The organism is Paraburkholderia sp. (genome assembly GCF_035501035.1).
In the GTDB taxonomy this organism is placed as follows: domain Bacteria; phylum Pseudomonadota; class Gammaproteobacteria; order Burkholderiales; family Burkholderiaceae; genus Paraburkholderia.
On record NZ_DATJWR010000157.1, the window covers coordinates 29,528 to 45,866 of the forward strand.

Consider the following 16,339-nt stretch of genomic DNA (forward strand, 5'->3'; position numbering starts at 1 on the left):
GAAGGGGGAGAAAGTCAGTCGCGGTATGACGCGTCAAGGCGGTCGAGCTTGCGCAGCAGTGCGGGCCATTCGAGCTCGCCTTCGATCGCACCGCCGTCGCGCAGTTGCTCCGCCGTGCGCGCGGCCACTTCGGGCGGCGGCAGCACGAGGGGGACGCCCCCGGCCTGCGCCTGCAACTGGATCTCGCAAGCCTTGATGAGCGTCGCCATCAGCACATAGGCCTCGGCGACCGTGCGCCCAGCCGTGAGCGTGCCGTGATTGCGCAAGAGCATGGCCGGATGCGCGCCGAGGCTCGTTGTGAGGCGCGCGCCTTCTGTGGGCGTGAAGGCGAGGCCCTCGTAGTCGTGCCACGCGAGCTGGCCGTAAAAGCGCAGCGCATGCTGCGAAGCGGGCAGCAGGCCGTCGCGCTGGATCGATACGGCAATGCCCGCCGTGTTGTGCAGATGCATCACGCACACGGCGTCGGGCCGCGCGAGATGCACGGCCGCATGCAGTGCGAATCCGGTGGCGTTTACGGGATGCTCGCTCTCGCCAACGATGCGGCCTTCAGTGTCGATCTTGACGAGGTTCGACGCGCGCACCTCCTCGAAGCCGAGGCCGAATGGATTGATCAGAAAGCGGCCCGGTTCGCCGGGCACGGCGGCGGAGACATGCGTGTAGATGAGGTCGTCCCAGCCGTTGAGCGCGATGAGGCGGTAGGCGGCGGCCAGGTTGACGCGCAGTTGCTGCTCCGCGGCGGAGCGCGGCGCGGTTTCGGCGCAGGTGCTCGTCGGGCGATGGGCGAAAGACATGGCAATTCCTTCAACGGATGATGGGCGTATTGGGCGTATTGGGCGTATTGGGCGTATTGGGTGTGTCGCGCGGTGTAGTCGGCACGGATGGCAAACCGAGGCGCCGCGCCGCCGCATGCGTGCTCCAGCTGGCGAGCACGAACGGCGCGCTCATGGCCGGCAGCCCGCAGCGCGCGGCGGCGAGATGCAGGGCCGTGGCGAGCATGGTCGCACAGATTGCGGCGCGTGTGCCGAGCGTGCAGACCGCGAGCGCCGCAAGTGCGCCGTTGAAGCCCGCGAGGCCCGCGCCGAAGGCGTCCGGCGTCGCGCCGCACGCGAGTTCGAGCGCGCTGGCGAGCGCCGCGCCGCCCAATGCGCAGGCCGCCGCGCGCCGCGACGACCACGCGATGCCCGCGAGCACGCACAAGCCCGCGGCTGCGCCGCCGGCGAACGTGGTTTGCGCGAGGCCGCTCAGGACGCCCGCGGCGCAGTGCGCGAGGGCCGCGAGCGGTGCGCCATGCGGGCCGGGGGCGGCCACGTCGAACCAGGCGTCGACGGCGGCGGGAGCGCCGCCTGGGTGCATCGGCAGCCAGATCCACGTTGCGATGAGGCATGGCGCCGAATACAGACTGAGCCGCGCGCGGGAAAGGCGACGCTTCAACGGCTCGGCGAGCCACGCGCTCGCGCCGGCCGCGATGAGCGCGACGGCGGCCGCCGTGGCCGCGTCGTCGATGAAGGTGAACGCCGCGAGCGCGGCGAGCGCGCCGTTGTAGCCCGCGAGGCCATCGCGCACCGTCGCCTGCGCATGGCCGGCCACGACCGCGCAGACATTGGCCGACGTGGTGCCGATCAACGCCGCCAAGGCGAGGCGCAGATCGGTGAGCGCGAGCGCGGCGAGCAAGCACGCGCCCGTTCCCGCATGTGCTTGCAGCACGATCTGACCGAGGCTGCGCAACAGCGCGCCGAATGCGGCGGTATCGGCAGCGGTATCAGCGGTGATGGCGGCGCTGGAGTCAGCGGACGGACGGGCGGGCATGGCAAAAGCGCGGCGAGCATGTAGAGGCGAGCTCGCCCCGGCGCGCCGCGCAGGAGCGCGTGCGGCGGACGAGCGGTCGGTCGGAGTGCCGAGCATAGGCGATGCCGGCGGCTTCGCGCATGCTCGTGCGTTGATAGTCGCTATTTGGCGCGCGTGGGCGCTGCTTGCGTGTATGGGCGTGCGTCTGCCGTGCCACGTCACGCGCGTCATGACGCGTCCAGGCGTACCCGGTTTTCACGCTGCGTTACGATACGCGCACGACGACCACAGCTTTGCATGGGACAGGAGACGAACGATGCGTGAAGTGCGTTGGGCATCCGAGACGGGCGAGGGCATCGAGCATCTGGCGTTCGATGCGAAGTCGGGTGCGAGCGGCGACGTGATCCGCGTGGAAAGCGTGGTGGTCGGCGAGCGCTACGGCAAGTCGTACGGCCTGTGCTACGCGATCGAATGCGATGCGCGCTGGCGCGTGACCTGGGCTGCGCTGCGCGTGATGGGCGGTCGCACGCTCGTGCTCCACGGCGACGGCGAGGGCCATTGGCGCGACGGCGAGGGCCGCGCGCTCGACGCGCTCGATGGCTGCATCGACATCGACATCGCCGCGACGCCGTTCACGAACACGCTGCCGATCCGCCGCCTGCGTCTCGAACGCGGCGAGCGCCGGCCCATTTGCGTCGCGTACATCGCCGCGCCCGAACTCGAACCGAAGCCCGTCGAGCAGGCTTACGTGTGCATCGAGCCCGACCGCGAATACCGCTACGAGGGCATCTTCCGCGATTTCACCGCGAATCTGCGCGTGGACGAGGACGGTCTCGTGATCGACTATCCCACGCTTTTTCGACGGCTTCCGCCGCCTGGGGACCAAGGCTGAGCACCAAGACTGTGAGCGCCAAGACTGAGCGCCAACTGAGCGCAAGCAGGCGAACGCACGAGTACCTCAGGCCGCGCCGCCCGCGTCCTTGCCGAACAACAGTTGCTCGATGAGCGTGTTGTCGATGGTTTCGTTGTTGAGCGTGCGCGCGAGCAACTCACCCGCGAGCAGTTGCGGCGAGAACACCATGTCGGGCTGCAGCAGGCGCAGCCGCTGCAAATTGCGGCTGTCATTCACGAGCGCCACGGTGCGCACCTTCGGCGCGACCTCCTTGAGCGCGAGAATCACGAAGGCGTTTTCGGCGTCGTCCATGCGCAGCGCGAGCGCGGCGAGCGCTGTCTTTGCGCCGGCATCTTGCAGCGTGGCGGTATCGCTCGCGTCGCCGATCACGAGATCGGCGTCGGCGGGGTACATGTGAGGCGAATTGGACGCGACGATCACGGTGACCGGGTAGCCGCGCTTGACGAGCCCCGCGTACACGCTATGCGCAAGCGGCGACGCGCCGACGATCAGGTAGTGGTTCTTGCGGATCACGTTGGAGATGCCTCCCTTCACGATGCGTTTGAGATGACCGCCGATCACCGGGCCGATCACGGCGCTGATCGAGGTGGCGAACACGGTAATGCCGAGCACGATGATCGAGGCCGTGAAAAGCCGCGCGGTGTCCGAGCGCGGCACGATATCGCCGTAGCCGACCGTGGACATCGAGACGATCGAGAAGTAGAACGCCGTGACGAGATTGGTGATCGGCGGCGAAAAATCCGTGCCGAGATAGAGCGCGCCGAACACTGCATAGACGATCAACGAGCCTATGCTCAGGAATGCGAATAAAGAGCCTGCGGCGAGGCTCACGCGATCGAAGCGGCGCCAGTAGTAAACGAGCGCGCACGCGAGCGCGAGCGTGAAGGCGGCGAGCGCGTTGCTGCGATAGTCCCCCCACAGACAGATGCTGGCCGCGCCGGCGAGCAGCACCAGCGAGAGCACCCACGCCATGCGCGCGCGCAGTGCAATGCCGATCGACATCATGGCGAGGCCGGTGGCGATCACCGCCTGGGGAAGGGCCAGCACGCCGAACGCGTTGATGAGCGTGATCGAGTCTTCGAACCAGTTGCCGCGTGCATGCTGGAGCGCTTTCTGCGCGACCGGGCGCACCAGCATCAGGCCGTCGACGACCAGCAGCAAGGCCAGATAGCCGTGCGGCACGAGCCGGCGAGCATGGCCGCGCAGGCGGCGCGCGAACGCCTTCATTGCGGCGTTTGTCGTGCTTGATGGGTTTGCTGCGCCTGACCGCCCTCTTGCGTCTGCACGATGTGCAGCTCGCGCGCGCGCAGCGGCAGCGAGCACTGCGCGTCGTTCAGCGCCTGGCGCACCTTGCGCGAGAGGTCCCAGCGCATCTCCCAGTATGTGTCGATGTTGGCCCAGACGCGCACGTTGAGCACGGCGGTGCTGTCATCGAAGCGGCTCACCATCACTTGCGGCGCGGGTGCGGCTAGCACGCGCGGATCGGCGGCGGCCAGCGTGCGCAGCGCCTCGATGGCGCGGTTCACGTCGTCGCGCACCGACACCTCGACTTCGAGATCGAGCCGGCGCGTGGGATTGCGGCTGTAGTTGCGAATCGAGTTGCTCCACAGCGCGCTGTTCGGCACGTATTCGCAGATGCCGTCGGGCTTGGTGAGCCGCGTCGTGAAGAGATTGACTGCCTCGACGGTGCCCGCGACATTGCCGCCTGCGCCGCCGTCGATATAGTCGCCCACCTTGAATGGCCGCAGCAGCAACAGCATGATGCCGGCTGCGATGTTCTGGAGCGTGCCTTGCAGCGCGAGACCGATGGCGAGACCGGCCGCGCCGAGCACCGCGACGATGCTCGCGGTCTGGATGCCGAGCTGCGAGAGCGCGCCGATCACGGCGACGAGCCGCACGCCCCACACGGCCGTATCGCGCACGATCGGGCGCAGCGTCGGGTCGATGCGGCCGCCGCGCCGTGCGATCCAGTTGGCGACGCGCCGCGAGAACCACCAGCCGAACCAGAGGATCGCCGCGGCCGCGCACGCGCGCGACGCGAGGACGGTGAGCGCGTCCCACAGGAAGCTCCAGTTGGACGGGTGTACCTGGACGAGGAGGGATTGCATGGGCCAAGAGTCCTTGTCTTCGGAGCGCCGGGGTGTCGAGGCGTCGCGCTATCGGCGTGACGGCGCGGCGTCACGGGCCGGTTCCGTTGCGAAAGGACGTATTGTACGAGCGGCGTATCGCTTGCGGTACGCGCGGTGCGCGCACCAACGCCCGCACGGCGCGGTGCGTCAGCCCTCGGGCGGCGTGTGCGCGCCGGGCCCCAGCGTGCGCTGCATGAGCGCCGTGTCGCGCCACTCGCCGTGCTTGAAGCCCACGCCGCGCAACGTGCCGGTCAGCTCGAAGCCGAGCCGCTCGTGCAGCTTGAGCGAGCCGCCGCGCGGGTCGGCGACCACGGCGATCATCTGCCGCCACGGGCCCGCCTCGCAGCGCTCGATCAGCGCGCCGAGCAGCGCGTGGCCGAGCCCGCGGCCGCGAAAGGCCTCGTCGATGTAGATCGAGTCTTCGATGGTGTAGCGGTACGCCGGGCGCGGCCGGTACGGCGTGGCGTAGCAGTAGCCCGCCACGCGGCCGTCGACCTGTGCGACGAGCCACGGCAGGCCCTGCTCGCGCACGGCGGCGTAGCGGCGCAGCAGTTCGTCGAGCGACGGCGGCGCCTCCTCGAACGACGCCGTGCCATGCAGCACGTGGTGCGCGTAGATCGCGGCGATGGCGGGAAAGTCGTCGGCAGTGGCGTCGCGCACGTGCGCCTGCGCTTGCGTGGCGGAATCTGGGTTCATCGAGTCAGCCAGGGCATGGTGATGGAGGTTCGCATCCCTCACTATGCCTTGCGTGAGCGTGCTTTTGAAGCGCGCCAAAAATGCCGCGCCCAGACTCAGACGCGCTGCGTACGCGCTCCACTGCCGGCGGAAGCAGCGCCTGACGCGCGCCCGAACCGCCGCGCCCCGGCCACGCATGCGATCACGACGGCGGTGACCGCGATCATCGCGGGCGGCACGGTCTCGTGCAACAGCAGGGCGGCGAGCACGAAACCGAAGAACGGCTGGAGCAACTGCAGTTGTCCGACACCCGCAATGCCGCCGAGCGCAAGTCCGCGATACCAGAACACGAAGCCGATCAGCATGCTGAAGGACGAGACATACGCGAGCCCCCACCACGAGGCCGCGCCCACGGCTGCGAACGAAACGGGCCGCAGCCACCAGGCGAGCGGCGCCATGACCGGCAGCGAGATCACGAGCGCCCAGCAGATCACCTGCCAGCCGCCGAGGTGCCGCGAGAGCCGCGCGCCCTCCGCATAGCCGAGCCCGCAGACGACGATCGAGCCGAGCATCAGCGCGTCGCCCACCGGCGAGGCGTCGAGGCCGTGGCGCAGCGCGAACGCCACCACGGCCGCGCTGCCTGCCGCGGAAAAGAGCCAGAAGGCGGGCTGCGGACGCTCACCGCCGCGCAGCACGCCGAACACCGCCGTGGCGAGCGGTAGCAAGCCGATGAACACGATGGCATGCGCCGAACTCACGTGCTGCAGCGCGAGCGCGGTGAGAAGCGGAAAGCCCACCACCACGCCGAGCGCGACGACGACGAGCGGCCCGATCTCCGCGCGCGTGGGCCGCGCGGCGCGCAGCGAGAGCAGCAGCACTGCGCCGATTGCGCCGGCGATGGTTGCGCGCGCGCCGGTCAGGAACACGGGGTCTAGGCCGAGCACGGCGAGCCGCGTGGCGGGCAGCGAGCCGCTGAAGATGAGCACGCCGGCGAGGCCGCAGAGCCAGCCGTCGGTGGTGGAATCGAGCTTCTTGCGCATGGGCTGTTCGCGATCTGGAAAGGAAACATCGGACATGTTGCCGATGATGCACGCCGCGCTCGCTGGCGGTAAGCTACAGATCAGTACAATTTGTTCAAACTGTATTGGACACGGAGCAGTACAGATGAAAGACAGTACGAGGACGGGAGCCCAGCCCATGACGCGCGTCGAGCAGGTCATGGAAGCGCTGCGCGAGCGCATCGCGGCGCGGGCGCTGGCTGCGGGTGCGCGCGTGCCGTCCATCCGCACGATGTGTGAGCAGCTTGGCGTATCGAAGTCGACGGTGGTGGACGCCTACGAGCGCCTCGTGGCCGAGGGCGTGCTCGTCGCGCGGCGCGGTGCGGGCTTCTACGTGGCTGGCCACGCGCCGCCGCTCGCGCTCGCGGCGCTCGGGCCGCAGCTCGACCGCGAGATCGATCCGCTGTGGCTCACGCGCCAGTCGCTGCAGACCGAGGCCGCCACGCTTCGGCCCGGTTGCGGCTGGCTGCCCGCCTCGTGGTTGCCGCAGGACGCCGTGCGGCGCGCGCTGCGCGCCATGGCGCGCGACCCGCGCGCGCAGCTCACCGACTACGCCTCGCCGCTCGGCCTGCCCGCGCTGCGCCAGCAGCTCGCCTGGCGGCTCGGCCAGCATGGCGTGGCCGCCGCGCCCGAGCAGATCGTGCTCACCGACGGCGGCACGCAGGCGCTCGACCTGCTATGCCGCCTGCTGCTGGAGCCGGGCGATACCGTGCTAGTCGACGATCCGTGCTACTTCAACTTCCAGGCCTTGCTGCGCGCGCACCGCGTGCGCGTGGTCGGCGTGCCGTACACGCCCTCGGGACCGGACCTCGCCGCGTTCGAGCGCACGCTTGGCGAAACGCGTCCGCGGCTCTACGTGACGAACTCGGCCATACACAACCCCACCGGCGCCACGCTCGCGCCTGCCGTTGCGCATCGCCTGCTCAAGCTCGCCGAGGAGCACGATCTGCTGATCGTCGAGGACGACATCTTCGCGGACTTCGAGATCGAGCCCGCGCCGCGCCTCGCGGCCTTCGACGGGCTCGCGCGCGTCGTCACGATCGGCAGTTTTTCGAAGACGATGTCGGCGGCGGCGCGCTGCGGTTTCATCGCGGCGCGCGCGGACTGGATCGAACCGCTCGTCGACCTGAAGCTCGCGGTTGCGTTCGGCAATGGGGAGATGGCGGCCGAGCTCGTGCACCGGCTGCTCGTGGACGGTACCTATCGACGGCACCTGGACGGGTTGCGCGCGAAGCTCGCCGACGCAATGGGCGAGACCCTGCGCAGGCTTTCGGCGCTCGGCCTGAGTGCCTGGACCCGCCCGCAGGCGGGTCTGTTCGTATGGGCGCAATTGCCGGACGGGCTCGACGCCGCGCTGGTCGCGCGCGACGCGCTGGCGCAAGGGGTGGTGCTCGCGCCGGGCAACGTGTTCAGCGTGTCGCATAACGCGGGCGCGTATTTGCGCTTCAACGTTTCGCAGTGCAACCGGCCGAAGGTCTACGAAACGTTGCAGCGCGCGATGGAGCGCGTGGCGCAGCCTGCCTGAAACGTGAAACTTGAAACGAAGAGGCGGGCAGGCCGCGCCGGCGCGTCAGGGCTCGTGGCGCAGATACCCTTCCTTCGACGGGTCGCGCATGCGGTACGAGACGATCAGCGAGATCGCGCAGATTACGGTCACGTACCAGTAGAACGTGGTTTCGCTGTCGATCGACTTGAACCACAGCGCGACATACTCGGCGGAGCCCCCGAAGATCGCGTTGGCGACCGCGTACGAGAGGCCCACGCCCATCGCGCGCACTTCGGGCGGGAACATCTCGGCCTTGATGAGACCGCTGATCGACGTGTAGAAGCTGACGATCGCAAGCGCGATGGTGATGAGCGCGAACGCGGCGACCGGGCTCGACACGTCCTTGAGCGCGTGCATGAGCGGCACCGTGCCGATGACGGCGAACGAGCCGAACAGGATCATCGACGTGCGGCGGCCGATCTTGCCGGAAAGCGCGCCGAACACCGGCTGCATCAGCATGTAGACGAAGAGCGCACAGGTCATCACGCTGCTGGCGGTTTTCGCGTGCATGCCGGCCGTGTTGACGAGGTACTTCTGCATGTACGTCGTGAACGTATAGAAGATCAGCGAGCCGCCCGCCGTGAAACCCACCACGGTGAGGAACGCGCCCTTGTGCTGCCACACGCCGCGGATCGTGCCCGCATCGCGCTTGTGGCGCGATTCGCTCGTCGAAGTTTCATCGAGCGACTTGCGCAGGTACAACGAAATCACCGCAGCGGCCGCGCCGATCACGAACGGAATGCGCCAGCCCCACGCCTTCAGCTCTTCCGTGGAGAGCGTCTGCTGCAGGACCGTAACCTCCGCCGCGTACGGGTTCGCGAGACCCCTGCGGGCCTGCGGCCCCGCGATTTTGGCTAAATGTAATGCTCGGTAGTGAAAATGTATGAATGGCGAGGCGGCCCAAATGAGGGCCGGTATCGGGGCGGTATCGGGGCGGTATCGGGGCAGAACCGGGGCAGAACCGCGGCAGAACCCGGACAAAACCCGGACAAAACCCGGACAAAACCCGGACAAAACCGGGACAAAACCGGGACAAAACCCGGACAAAACCGGGCCGCAATCGGGGCACGAACGTGACGCGGTTCGTGACCACAGGCATAAGCCCTGGTCACGAAACCGGCGCGGGAGGGAAGAGGAAAGGGGCGGGTCAGTGCTGCTTGCGCAGCGGCAAATCGCGCAAGAACCAGGAGAGTGCGAACGAGAGCACCACCACGCACGCGGCCGAAAGATAGACCGTGTGCAGCGCGCCGGCGAACGCATCGAGATACTGCGCGTGCAGCTTGGGCGGCAGATGGTGGATCACATCGGGCGTGAGCGGCTGCGGCAGTTCGACGTCCGCTGTGAGCACCTTTTCGAGCCGCGCGTGCAGCCCGTGCGAGAACACCGCGCCGAACGCGGCGACACCCACCGAGCCGCCTATGGAGCGGAACAGCGTCGCGCCCGAGGTGGCCACGCCCATGTGGCGGAACGCCACCGCGTTTTGCACGGCGAGAATCAGCACTTGCATGACCATACCGAGGCCGCAGCCGAGCACGCCCATGTACAGATACATGCGATGGATCGGCGTGCCGATCTCGAGGCGCGCGAGCAGCATCATAGCCACGGCCACGAGCGCCGTGCCCGCAATCGGGAACATGCGGTACTTGCCGATCTTGCTGATGATGCGGCCCGTGACGACCGACATCAGCAAAACTCCACCCATCATCGGCAGCATCTGCATGCCGGCCTGCGAAGGGGTGGAGCCCTTCACGACCTGCAGATACAGCGGCAGAAAGGTGACCGAGCCGAACAGCGATACGCCCACAATGAAGCCGATCAGGCTCGACAGCACGAAGGTGCGATCGCGAAAGAGTTCGAGCGGCATGATGGGCTCGACGGCATGCTTTTCCTCGTGGATGAAACCCGCCACGGCCACCATGCCGAGCACGAGCGTGAGCCACAGCTGCGGCGAATTCCACGGCAGGAGCGAGCCGCCCTCGCTCGTGAAGAGGATGAGGCAGGTGAGGGCGGCGGCGAGCCAGCCCGCGCCCATGTAGTCGATCACGTGCTTGACGTGCGCGGTGCGCGGCTTGAACACGGCGCCGATCACGGCGAGCGCGAGCGCGCCCAGCGGAAGGTTGATGTAGAAGATCCAGCGCCACGACAGATGCTCGACAAGAAAGCCGCCGAGCAGCGGCCCGATCACGGTCGCGAGCCCGAACACGCCGCCGAACATGCCCTGGTACTTGCCGCGTTGCGCGGGGGGAATCACGTCGCCGATGGCAGCCATTGTCACGACCATGAGGCCGCCGCCGCCGATGCCCTGCAACGCGCGCAGCGCGATGAGCTGCTCCATGTTCTGCGCGACGCCGCAAAGCGCCGAGCCGACCAGGAAGATCACGATGGCGGCCTGCAGGACGATCTTGCGGCCGTAGAGGTCGCCGAACTTGCCGTAGAGCGGCACGACGATCGTCGAGGTGAGCAGGTAGGCGGTGACGACCCACGAAAGCCGGTCGAGCCCGCCCAGCTCGCCGACGATGGTCGGCAGCGCCGTGGAAACGATGGTCTGGTCGAGCGCGGCCAGCAGCATGACCAGCAAAAGCGCCGGAAACAGCAGCCGGATGGGTGGATGACCGCCCGCAATGGCGGCGGCCGGGGCAGTGGGCTGCGCCCCGGCAGTGGCGGGCGCAGCGTGTTCGGTGCGGGAATCCATCGTGTGCATCGATCTTGAAATTAATTAACTTGGAGATTAATATTAGGGCAATTATTCCATTTGGTCAAAGTTTGAAAAGCAACGGTACGGTAACGCTATGAAAGTGCAGCAAACGCCCATGGGCACGGACATCGCCGCCACGGCACCCGCGCGCCGGCCCGGCCGGCCGAGCGGCGGCGTGGGCGGCGCGGAGCAGCGCACACGCCTCATCGAGGCGGCGCTCGCGCTGTTCGCGCGCCAGGGAATCGTCGACACGTCGCTCGCCGCGATCGCGCGCGAGGCGGGCGTCACGCCCGCCATGGTCCACTACTACTTCAAGACGCGCGATCATCTGATCGACGTCCTGATCGACGAGCGCTTCATGCCGCTGCGCGAGGCGCTTGGCGATATCTTCGAGCAGCATCGCGACGATCCCGTGGCCGCGCTCACCGCGGTGGCGCGGCGCTTCGTCGAGATTGGGCAGCGGTATCCGTGGTTTGCGCCGCTGTGGGTGCGCGACGTCATCAGCGAGGGGGGCGTGCTGCGTCAGCGCATGTACGAGCGCTTCGGCCGCGAGAACCAGGAAAAGGCGCACGCGGCGATCGTGCGCTGGCAGCGCGAGGGAAGGCTCAATGCGGCGCTCGAGCCGTCGCTGCTGTTCCAGTCGCTGATGGGCCTCACGCTGCTGCCTCTCGCCGCTGGCCCGATGTGGCGCTTCGATCCCCAGAAACATCGCGTTGCCGCGGAAGATATCGCGCGCCATGCAGTCGCACTGATCACGCAGGGCGTGGGGCCGGTGCGCGCGGCGGGTTGATCGCGGCGCCTTGCGGCGGCCATGAGCGGTCGCCTCGCAGCGCGCCGTTGCGGTGAAACGCCGGCAGGCGAGCGCTGTTTCGTGCGCCGACACCCCGTAGCAAGTGCGGATTTTTTGCTGGTGCGCGGGGCCCGCCGTGTTACGCTGCGAGCCTTCGCGGCACGGTCCATGCGCCGTTCTCCGCACAATCGTTTCCGGTCGAGGCCCGGTCTGCGTCCTTCTACTTCTTCTGCTTCCTCCCGCGCCGCGCCCGCGATCGTCTGGTTTCGCGACGATCTCCGGCTCGCCGACCAGCCTGCGCTCGCGCAGGCGGCGGCCACCGGCCTTCCGCTGATCTGCGTCTGGATCCACGATCCGCGCGCCTCGGGCGAGCGCCCAGAGGGCGGTGCGGCTCGCTGGTGGCGTCATGAGTCGCTGCGTGCGCTGCAGGCGGCTCTCGCCGCGCGTGGCGGCGAGTTGCTGCTGCTGCAAGGCGACGAATCGGCGACGCTCGATGCGCTAGTCACGCAGACGGGCGCTCAGGCGGTGTACTGGAACCGCCGCTATGGCGCGGCGCAGCGCGAAAGCGACGGCGCACTCAAGACAGCGCTGCGCGCGCGCGGCGTGAGCGTGGAGAGCTTCAACGGGCAGCTCCTCAACGAGCCGTGGACTGTCCTGAACCAGGCGGGTGAGCCGTTTCAGGTCTTCAGCGCGTGGTGGCGCGCCTGCCTGCGTCTGGGCGACCCGCCGCCGCCGATGGGTGAGCCGGAGCGGATGATTTTTCAAACGCTGCCAGCAAGTCTTACCCAGCGCGCATTGAAGCTCGACGAGCTGGGTCTCGCGCCGCGCGCGCCCGACTGGTCGGGCGGCCTGCGCGCCACGTGGCCGGCAGGCGAGGAGTCGGCGTTGGAGCGCCTGCGCGCATTCCTCGCCGCAGACCTCGAAGCCTACGCCGGCGAGCGCGACGAGCCCGGCGACGCCGCGACGAGCCGCCTTTCGCCGTATCTGAGCGTGGGCGCGATTTCGCCGCGCCAGGTCTGGGCCGCGTTGAAGGCGGCGGAGCATGCGCGCGGACCCGGCGCGGCGCGGCGCGCGGCCAGCGCGGAGAAGTTCGCGAGCGAGCTGGGCTGGCGGGAATTCTGCCACTACCAGCGCTACCACTACATCGACCTGGCCACGCACAACCTGCGTCCCGCCTTCGACGCCATGCCGTGGCGCGAGGACCCGGCGGCCCTGCGCGCGTGGCAGCGCGGGCTCACCGGGTATCCGCTCGTCGATGCCGGCATGCGCGAACTCTGGCACACGGGCTGGATGCACAATCGCGTGCGCATGGTGACGGCGTCGTTCCTGACCAAGCATCTGCTGATCGACTGGCGCGCGGGCGAACGCTGGTTCTGGGACACGCTCGTCGACGCCGATCCGGCCAGCAATCCGGCCAACTGGCAGTGGGTGGCGGGCTCGGGCCTGGATGCGGCGCCGTTTTTCCGCATCTTCAATCCGGTGCTGCAGGGCCAGAAGTTCGACCCGCGCGGCGCCTATGTGCGGCAATGGGTGCCGGAGCTCGCGGGGCTGCCCGATGCGCTCGTGCACCAGCCGTGGAAGGCGAGCGCGCAGCAACTGGAAGCGGCGGGCGTGCGGCCCGGCAAGGATTATCCGCAGCCGATCGTCGAGCATGAGCTGGCGCGCCAGCGCGCGCTCGAAGCCTATGTGAAGACCGGCAAGGCGAACGGTCGCGCTCTCTCGAAACAGGGCGGCAACGCGTGAGCGCGGCATTCATCGGCCTGTCTTGTGACGCGGATATCTTGCGCTGCGCACGGGAACCCGAGGGCATTAATATTGCTCTATCAGGACGGTCCGCGTTGGCGAACATCCGGCATCGCGCCGGGCTCGCAGCCTTGCGTGGCGGCGGCCGGGCGGGACCCTGGAACCTGTTATCTGCGTGGACAGGCCTCGCCGCAGCAAGCCTGGCCGCGCACTCGGCCTGACAGACAGAAAGGCATTCAAGCAAAGACAATGAACGCAGTACACAAGCTCGACCGGACGACCATCGTCCTCGTCGAAGACGACCCGCAAAGCCGGGCGTCACTGACTTCGCTGCTGGAAGCGGAGGGCGCGCACGTCGTGGCGGTCGAAGACGCCGAAACGGGCGTCGAAGCGGCGCTGAACCTGCACCCCGACGCCGTGGTTTGCGATCTCGACCTGCCGGCCATGGACGGCTTCTACCTGATCCAGCGCCTGCGCGACTATGAGATTCGCGGCGATCATGCACCGACCGTCGCCGTCGCGCTGACCGGCCACACCGACGAAAGCTGGCGTTTGCGCAGCATCGGCGAAGGCTTCCAGCATTTCATGACCAAACCAGCCCGGCCCGAGGAACTCGTGGCGCTCCTGAGCGACGCGATCGACGCGCGCCATTCGCTATGACGCGGCGGGCGTAGCGCCGCGAAAGGCGGGAGCAGTCTGGATGGCGAGACGCCGCGAAATGCGGCGCGGCCAGCGTATTGCCGCGCGCAGCGCGGCGGGTCGGCAACGTCGGATTGATCCCGGGTTGGCCTCTGATTAGCCCTGGGTTGGCCAGTTGGCCGATCAGCGATCAGGAATGCGCGGCGGCCTCGGGCGCCGCGGCCGCGCCAGGATGGTTGGCCAGGTTGGCCTGGCTAGCCTGGCATTGCGCGCACAGGCCCTTGAGTTCGATGCCGTCACCGGAGAGCCGATATCCCGCGGCTTCGATCTGCGCGACGAGCGCCTGGCGCAGCTTGGGCTCGTGCAGTTCGGTGACGTTTCCGCACTGCTGGCACACGACGAGAATGCCGTGCTGGCACTGCGTGAGATCGTGGCAAACGGCAAAGGCGTTGATCGATTCGATGCGGTGAACGAGCCCCGCCGTAAGCAGGAAATCGAGCGCCCGGTAGACCGTGGGCGGCGCGGAGCCCGGATGGATCTGGCGCATTTCGTCGAGCAGCGAATACGCCTTGGTCGCGCGGCCGGAGGCGAGCAGTAATTCCAGCACCTTGCGGCGGATCGGCGTGAGCTTTTCGCCGCGTTCGCGGCAATAGGCGTCGGCCATCGCGAGCGCGGACTCGAGCGACGCGCCCACGGCGCCCTCATGCGAATGGGCATGCGCGTGGCCGTGATCGTGCGCGTGGTCGTGCGCCGCGCCGTGCATGGCCGCAGCGTCCGGGGACGGTTTTGCTGTCTTCATGCCTGCGATTATACGGGGCGCGCCGCCGGCCCGGCCGCGCGCGCTACCCCGCAGTTGTGCCTCATTTGCGCTCAATTGCCGCTCAGTTGCCGCTCAGGTGAGCGGCAGATCGATGTATTTGCGAAAGCCCTGGCGCTGCGCGATTCGCTGATACCAGCGTTCGAGATTCGGCAGCGGCTCGCGCTCCACACCCTCGAGCCCGAACCAGCGCCGCGCGAATGAGCCAAGCACGATGTCGGCGAGCGAGAAGCGTTCGTTTTCGAGGAAGAAGCGGCCTTGCAGATGATGGTCGAGCAGCGTCCAGAGTTTGCTCACCTGATCGAGGTCGGCAGCGAGTTGCGCGGTGTCGCGTTTTTCCGGTGGCGTGCGCACGAGCGTGAGAAAGACCGGGCGCTCGGTGGGCGCGAGCGTGCCGATCGACCAGTCGAGCCAGCGCTCGATCGCGGCGCGCACCTTCGGGTCGCTCGGGTAGAGCAGGCTCGACGGACCGTACTGCATCGCCAGATAGCGCAGGATCGCGTTCGACTCCCATAGCACGAAGTCGCCGTCCACGAGCGTCGGGATCTTGCCGTTCGGATTCATGGCGAGGAACGAGGGCTCGTTGAGCTGGCCGAACTGGCCGCCGGCGTCGATGCGCTGGAACGGCAGCACGAGCTCGTCGCAACACCACAGGACTTTCTGGACGTTTACCGAATTGGCGCGTCCCCAGATCGTGATCATCTGGCGTGTACTCCTTGCAATGGGGAAAAAGGGCGCAGCTCAAGCGCTGCGCCGCCACGATACACGATTCGACGCGGCTTTTCCTGGCGGCACCCCGCTGCCTGCGTCCTGCTGCTTTGTGCGCCCCGCCCCACCGGGTGCGGCGGCGGCCGGCGGACTCCATGCGGGCCGACATGCGTGGCGTACCCGGCGTGTATCCTTCGGCCGACTATGCGCAAGCCTCGCTTTTCGTAGAATAGGCGCTGCGCGGCGCCAGGCGTTCCGCAGCCATGCCTGATCCGTGCGGTATCGCGCCCTCTATCCGCATCCGGCCAGCCGGCGCGGAAGCGACCCGACGCAAGACTCGCCCCCAAACCCGTCCCGAGATTCGCTCATGGCCCGCATTGTCCCCGACGACTGGCAGCATCTCGAAGCCACCGGCGCCGCCGCCCGCGAGCGCGAAACGCTCGCGACGCTCGCGCGCGGCCTGCCGAACGGCTATACCGTCTATCACGGCGTGCACTGGACCCGCGTTTCCGAGGGCTTCTCGGTGTTCGGCGAGGCCGACTTCGTGATCGTCAGCCCGGCCGGCCGCGTGATGATCGTCGAGCAGAAAACCGGCTTCCTGCGCGAAACGCCGGGCGGCCTCGTGAAGGCGTATCTGCAGACCGAGCGCAACGTGGCGATCGCGCTTGCGCGCACGGTCGAGGGCCTGCACCGGCGTTTCACCGCGGCGTTCGGCGCGGGCACCTACGTGCTCGAAGAGCTCTTTTATTGCCCCGACCATGTGGTGCGCGAGCCGGCGATCGCGGGCGTGAATCCCGCACGCATCGTCGACGCCACGCGCAAGGCACGGCTTGCCGCGATC

15 protein-coding genes and 1 pseudogene are annotated in these 16,339 nt (G+C 68.2%); 6 read left to right on the forward strand and 10 right to left on the reverse strand.

Annotation, left to right across the window (positions count from 1 at the left end):
- Positions 1-14: 14 nt before the first annotated feature.
- Positions 15-791, reverse strand: coding sequence for a class II aldolase/adducin family protein (locus tag VMJ11_RS11080; protein ID WP_325619462.1), 777 nt, complete (start codon positions 789-791; stop codon positions 15-17).
- A 10-nt stretch (positions 792-801) separates the two neighbouring features.
- On the reverse strand, positions 802-1,806 hold the full coding sequence (locus tag VMJ11_RS11085) for an urea transporter (protein ID WP_325619463.1): 1,005 nt from the start codon (positions 1,804-1,806) through the stop codon (positions 802-804).
- 295 nt (positions 1,807-2,101) lie between these two features.
- Between VMJ11_RS11085 and VMJ11_RS11090 the strand changes: the two genes are divergently transcribed.
- Positions 2,102-2,677, forward strand: a complete 576-nt coding sequence (locus VMJ11_RS11090) for a putative glycolipid-binding domain-containing protein (RefSeq protein ID WP_325619464.1) — start codon at positions 2,102-2,104, stop codon at positions 2,675-2,677.
- 66 nt (positions 2,678-2,743) lie between these two features.
- On the opposite strand, the gene kch is transcribed toward VMJ11_RS11090, so the two are convergent.
- From kch to VMJ11_RS11110, 4 genes are all read right to left on the reverse strand, one after another.
- Positions 2,744-3,925 (reverse strand): voltage-gated potassium channel protein, encoded by a 1,182-nt coding sequence (kch, locus tag VMJ11_RS11095; RefSeq protein WP_325619465.1) that lies wholly within the window; start codon positions 3,923-3,925, stop codon positions 2,744-2,746.
- On the reverse strand, positions 3,922-4,806 hold the full coding sequence (locus VMJ11_RS11100; protein WP_325619466.1) for a mechanosensitive ion channel family protein: 885 nt from the start codon (positions 4,804-4,806) through the stop codon (positions 3,922-3,924). The genes kch and VMJ11_RS11100 overlap by 4 nt, the downstream gene beginning before the upstream one ends.
- A 168-nt stretch (positions 4,807-4,974) precedes the next feature.
- On the reverse strand, positions 4,975-5,523 hold the full coding sequence (locus tag VMJ11_RS11105) for a GNAT family N-acetyltransferase (protein ID WP_325619467.1): 549 nt from the start codon (positions 5,521-5,523) through the stop codon (positions 4,975-4,977).
- Positions 5,524-5,618: 95 nt separating this feature from the next.
- Positions 5,619-6,542 carry a DMT family transporter gene (locus VMJ11_RS11110; protein WP_325619468.1) on the reverse strand — a complete coding sequence of 308 codons (924 nt, stop codon included), beginning with the start codon at positions 6,540-6,542 and terminating at the stop codon, positions 5,619-5,621.
- 124 nt (positions 6,543-6,666) lie between these two features.
- On the opposite strand from VMJ11_RS11110, the gene VMJ11_RS11115 reads away from it, so the two are divergent.
- On the forward strand, positions 6,667-8,085 hold the full coding sequence (locus VMJ11_RS11115) for a PLP-dependent aminotransferase family protein (protein ID WP_325619469.1): 1,419 nt from the start codon (positions 6,667-6,669) through the stop codon (positions 8,083-8,085).
- Between the two features lie 45 nt (positions 8,086-8,130).
- On the opposite strand, the pseudogene VMJ11_RS11120 reads toward VMJ11_RS11115, so the two are convergent.
- Both VMJ11_RS11120 and VMJ11_RS11125 read right to left on the reverse strand, forming a co-directional pair.
- A pseudogene (locus VMJ11_RS11120) lies at positions 8,131-8,898 on the reverse strand (MFS transporter); the annotation flags it as partial.
- A 355-nt stretch (positions 8,899-9,253) separates the two neighbouring features.
- Complete coding sequence (locus VMJ11_RS11125) at positions 9,254-10,798, reverse strand: MDR family MFS transporter (protein ID WP_325619470.1); 1,545 nt, start codon at positions 10,796-10,798, stop codon at positions 9,254-9,256.
- A 97-nt stretch (positions 10,799-10,895) separates the two neighbouring features.
- Here VMJ11_RS11125 and VMJ11_RS11130 point away from each other — a divergent pair, with 97 nt between their 5' ends.
- The 3 genes from VMJ11_RS11130 (at position 10,896) to VMJ11_RS11140 (ending at position 13,994) form a co-directional block, all read left to right on the forward strand.
- Complete coding sequence (locus VMJ11_RS11130; RefSeq protein WP_325619471.1) at positions 10,896-11,591, forward strand: TetR/AcrR family transcriptional regulator; 696 nt, start codon at positions 10,896-10,898, stop codon at positions 11,589-11,591.
- A gap of 168 nt (positions 11,592-11,759) precedes the next feature.
- Positions 11,760-13,334 carry a deoxyribodipyrimidine photo-lyase gene (locus VMJ11_RS11135; RefSeq protein ID WP_325619472.1) on the forward strand — a complete coding sequence of 525 codons (1,575 nt, stop codon included), beginning with the start codon at positions 11,760-11,762 and terminating at the stop codon, positions 13,332-13,334.
- 249 nt (positions 13,335-13,583) lie between these two features.
- The gene (locus VMJ11_RS11140) at positions 13,584-13,994 is read left to right on the forward strand and encodes a response regulator (protein WP_325619473.1); all 411 of its coding nucleotides are present in this window, start codon (positions 13,584-13,586) and stop codon (positions 13,992-13,994) included.
- A 169-nt stretch (positions 13,995-14,163) separates the two neighbouring features.
- On the opposite strand, the gene VMJ11_RS11145 is transcribed toward VMJ11_RS11140, so the two are convergent.
- Both VMJ11_RS11145 and VMJ11_RS11150 read right to left on the reverse strand, forming a co-directional pair.
- The gene (locus VMJ11_RS11145; protein ID WP_325619474.1) at positions 14,164-14,772 is read right to left on the reverse strand and encodes a Fur family transcriptional regulator; all 609 of its coding nucleotides are present in this window, start codon (positions 14,770-14,772) and stop codon (positions 14,164-14,166) included.
- 93 nt (positions 14,773-14,865) lie between these two features.
- The gene (locus VMJ11_RS11150) at positions 14,866-15,492 is read right to left on the reverse strand and encodes a glutathione S-transferase family protein (protein ID WP_325619475.1); all 627 of its coding nucleotides are present in this window, start codon (positions 15,490-15,492) and stop codon (positions 14,866-14,868) included.
- Positions 15,493-15,865: 373 nt separating this feature from the next.
- Between VMJ11_RS11150 and VMJ11_RS11155 the strand changes: the two genes are divergently transcribed.
- The coding region (locus tag VMJ11_RS11155) for an NERD domain-containing protein (RefSeq protein WP_325619476.1) at positions 15,866-16,339 on the forward strand (474 nt) is incomplete at its 3' end.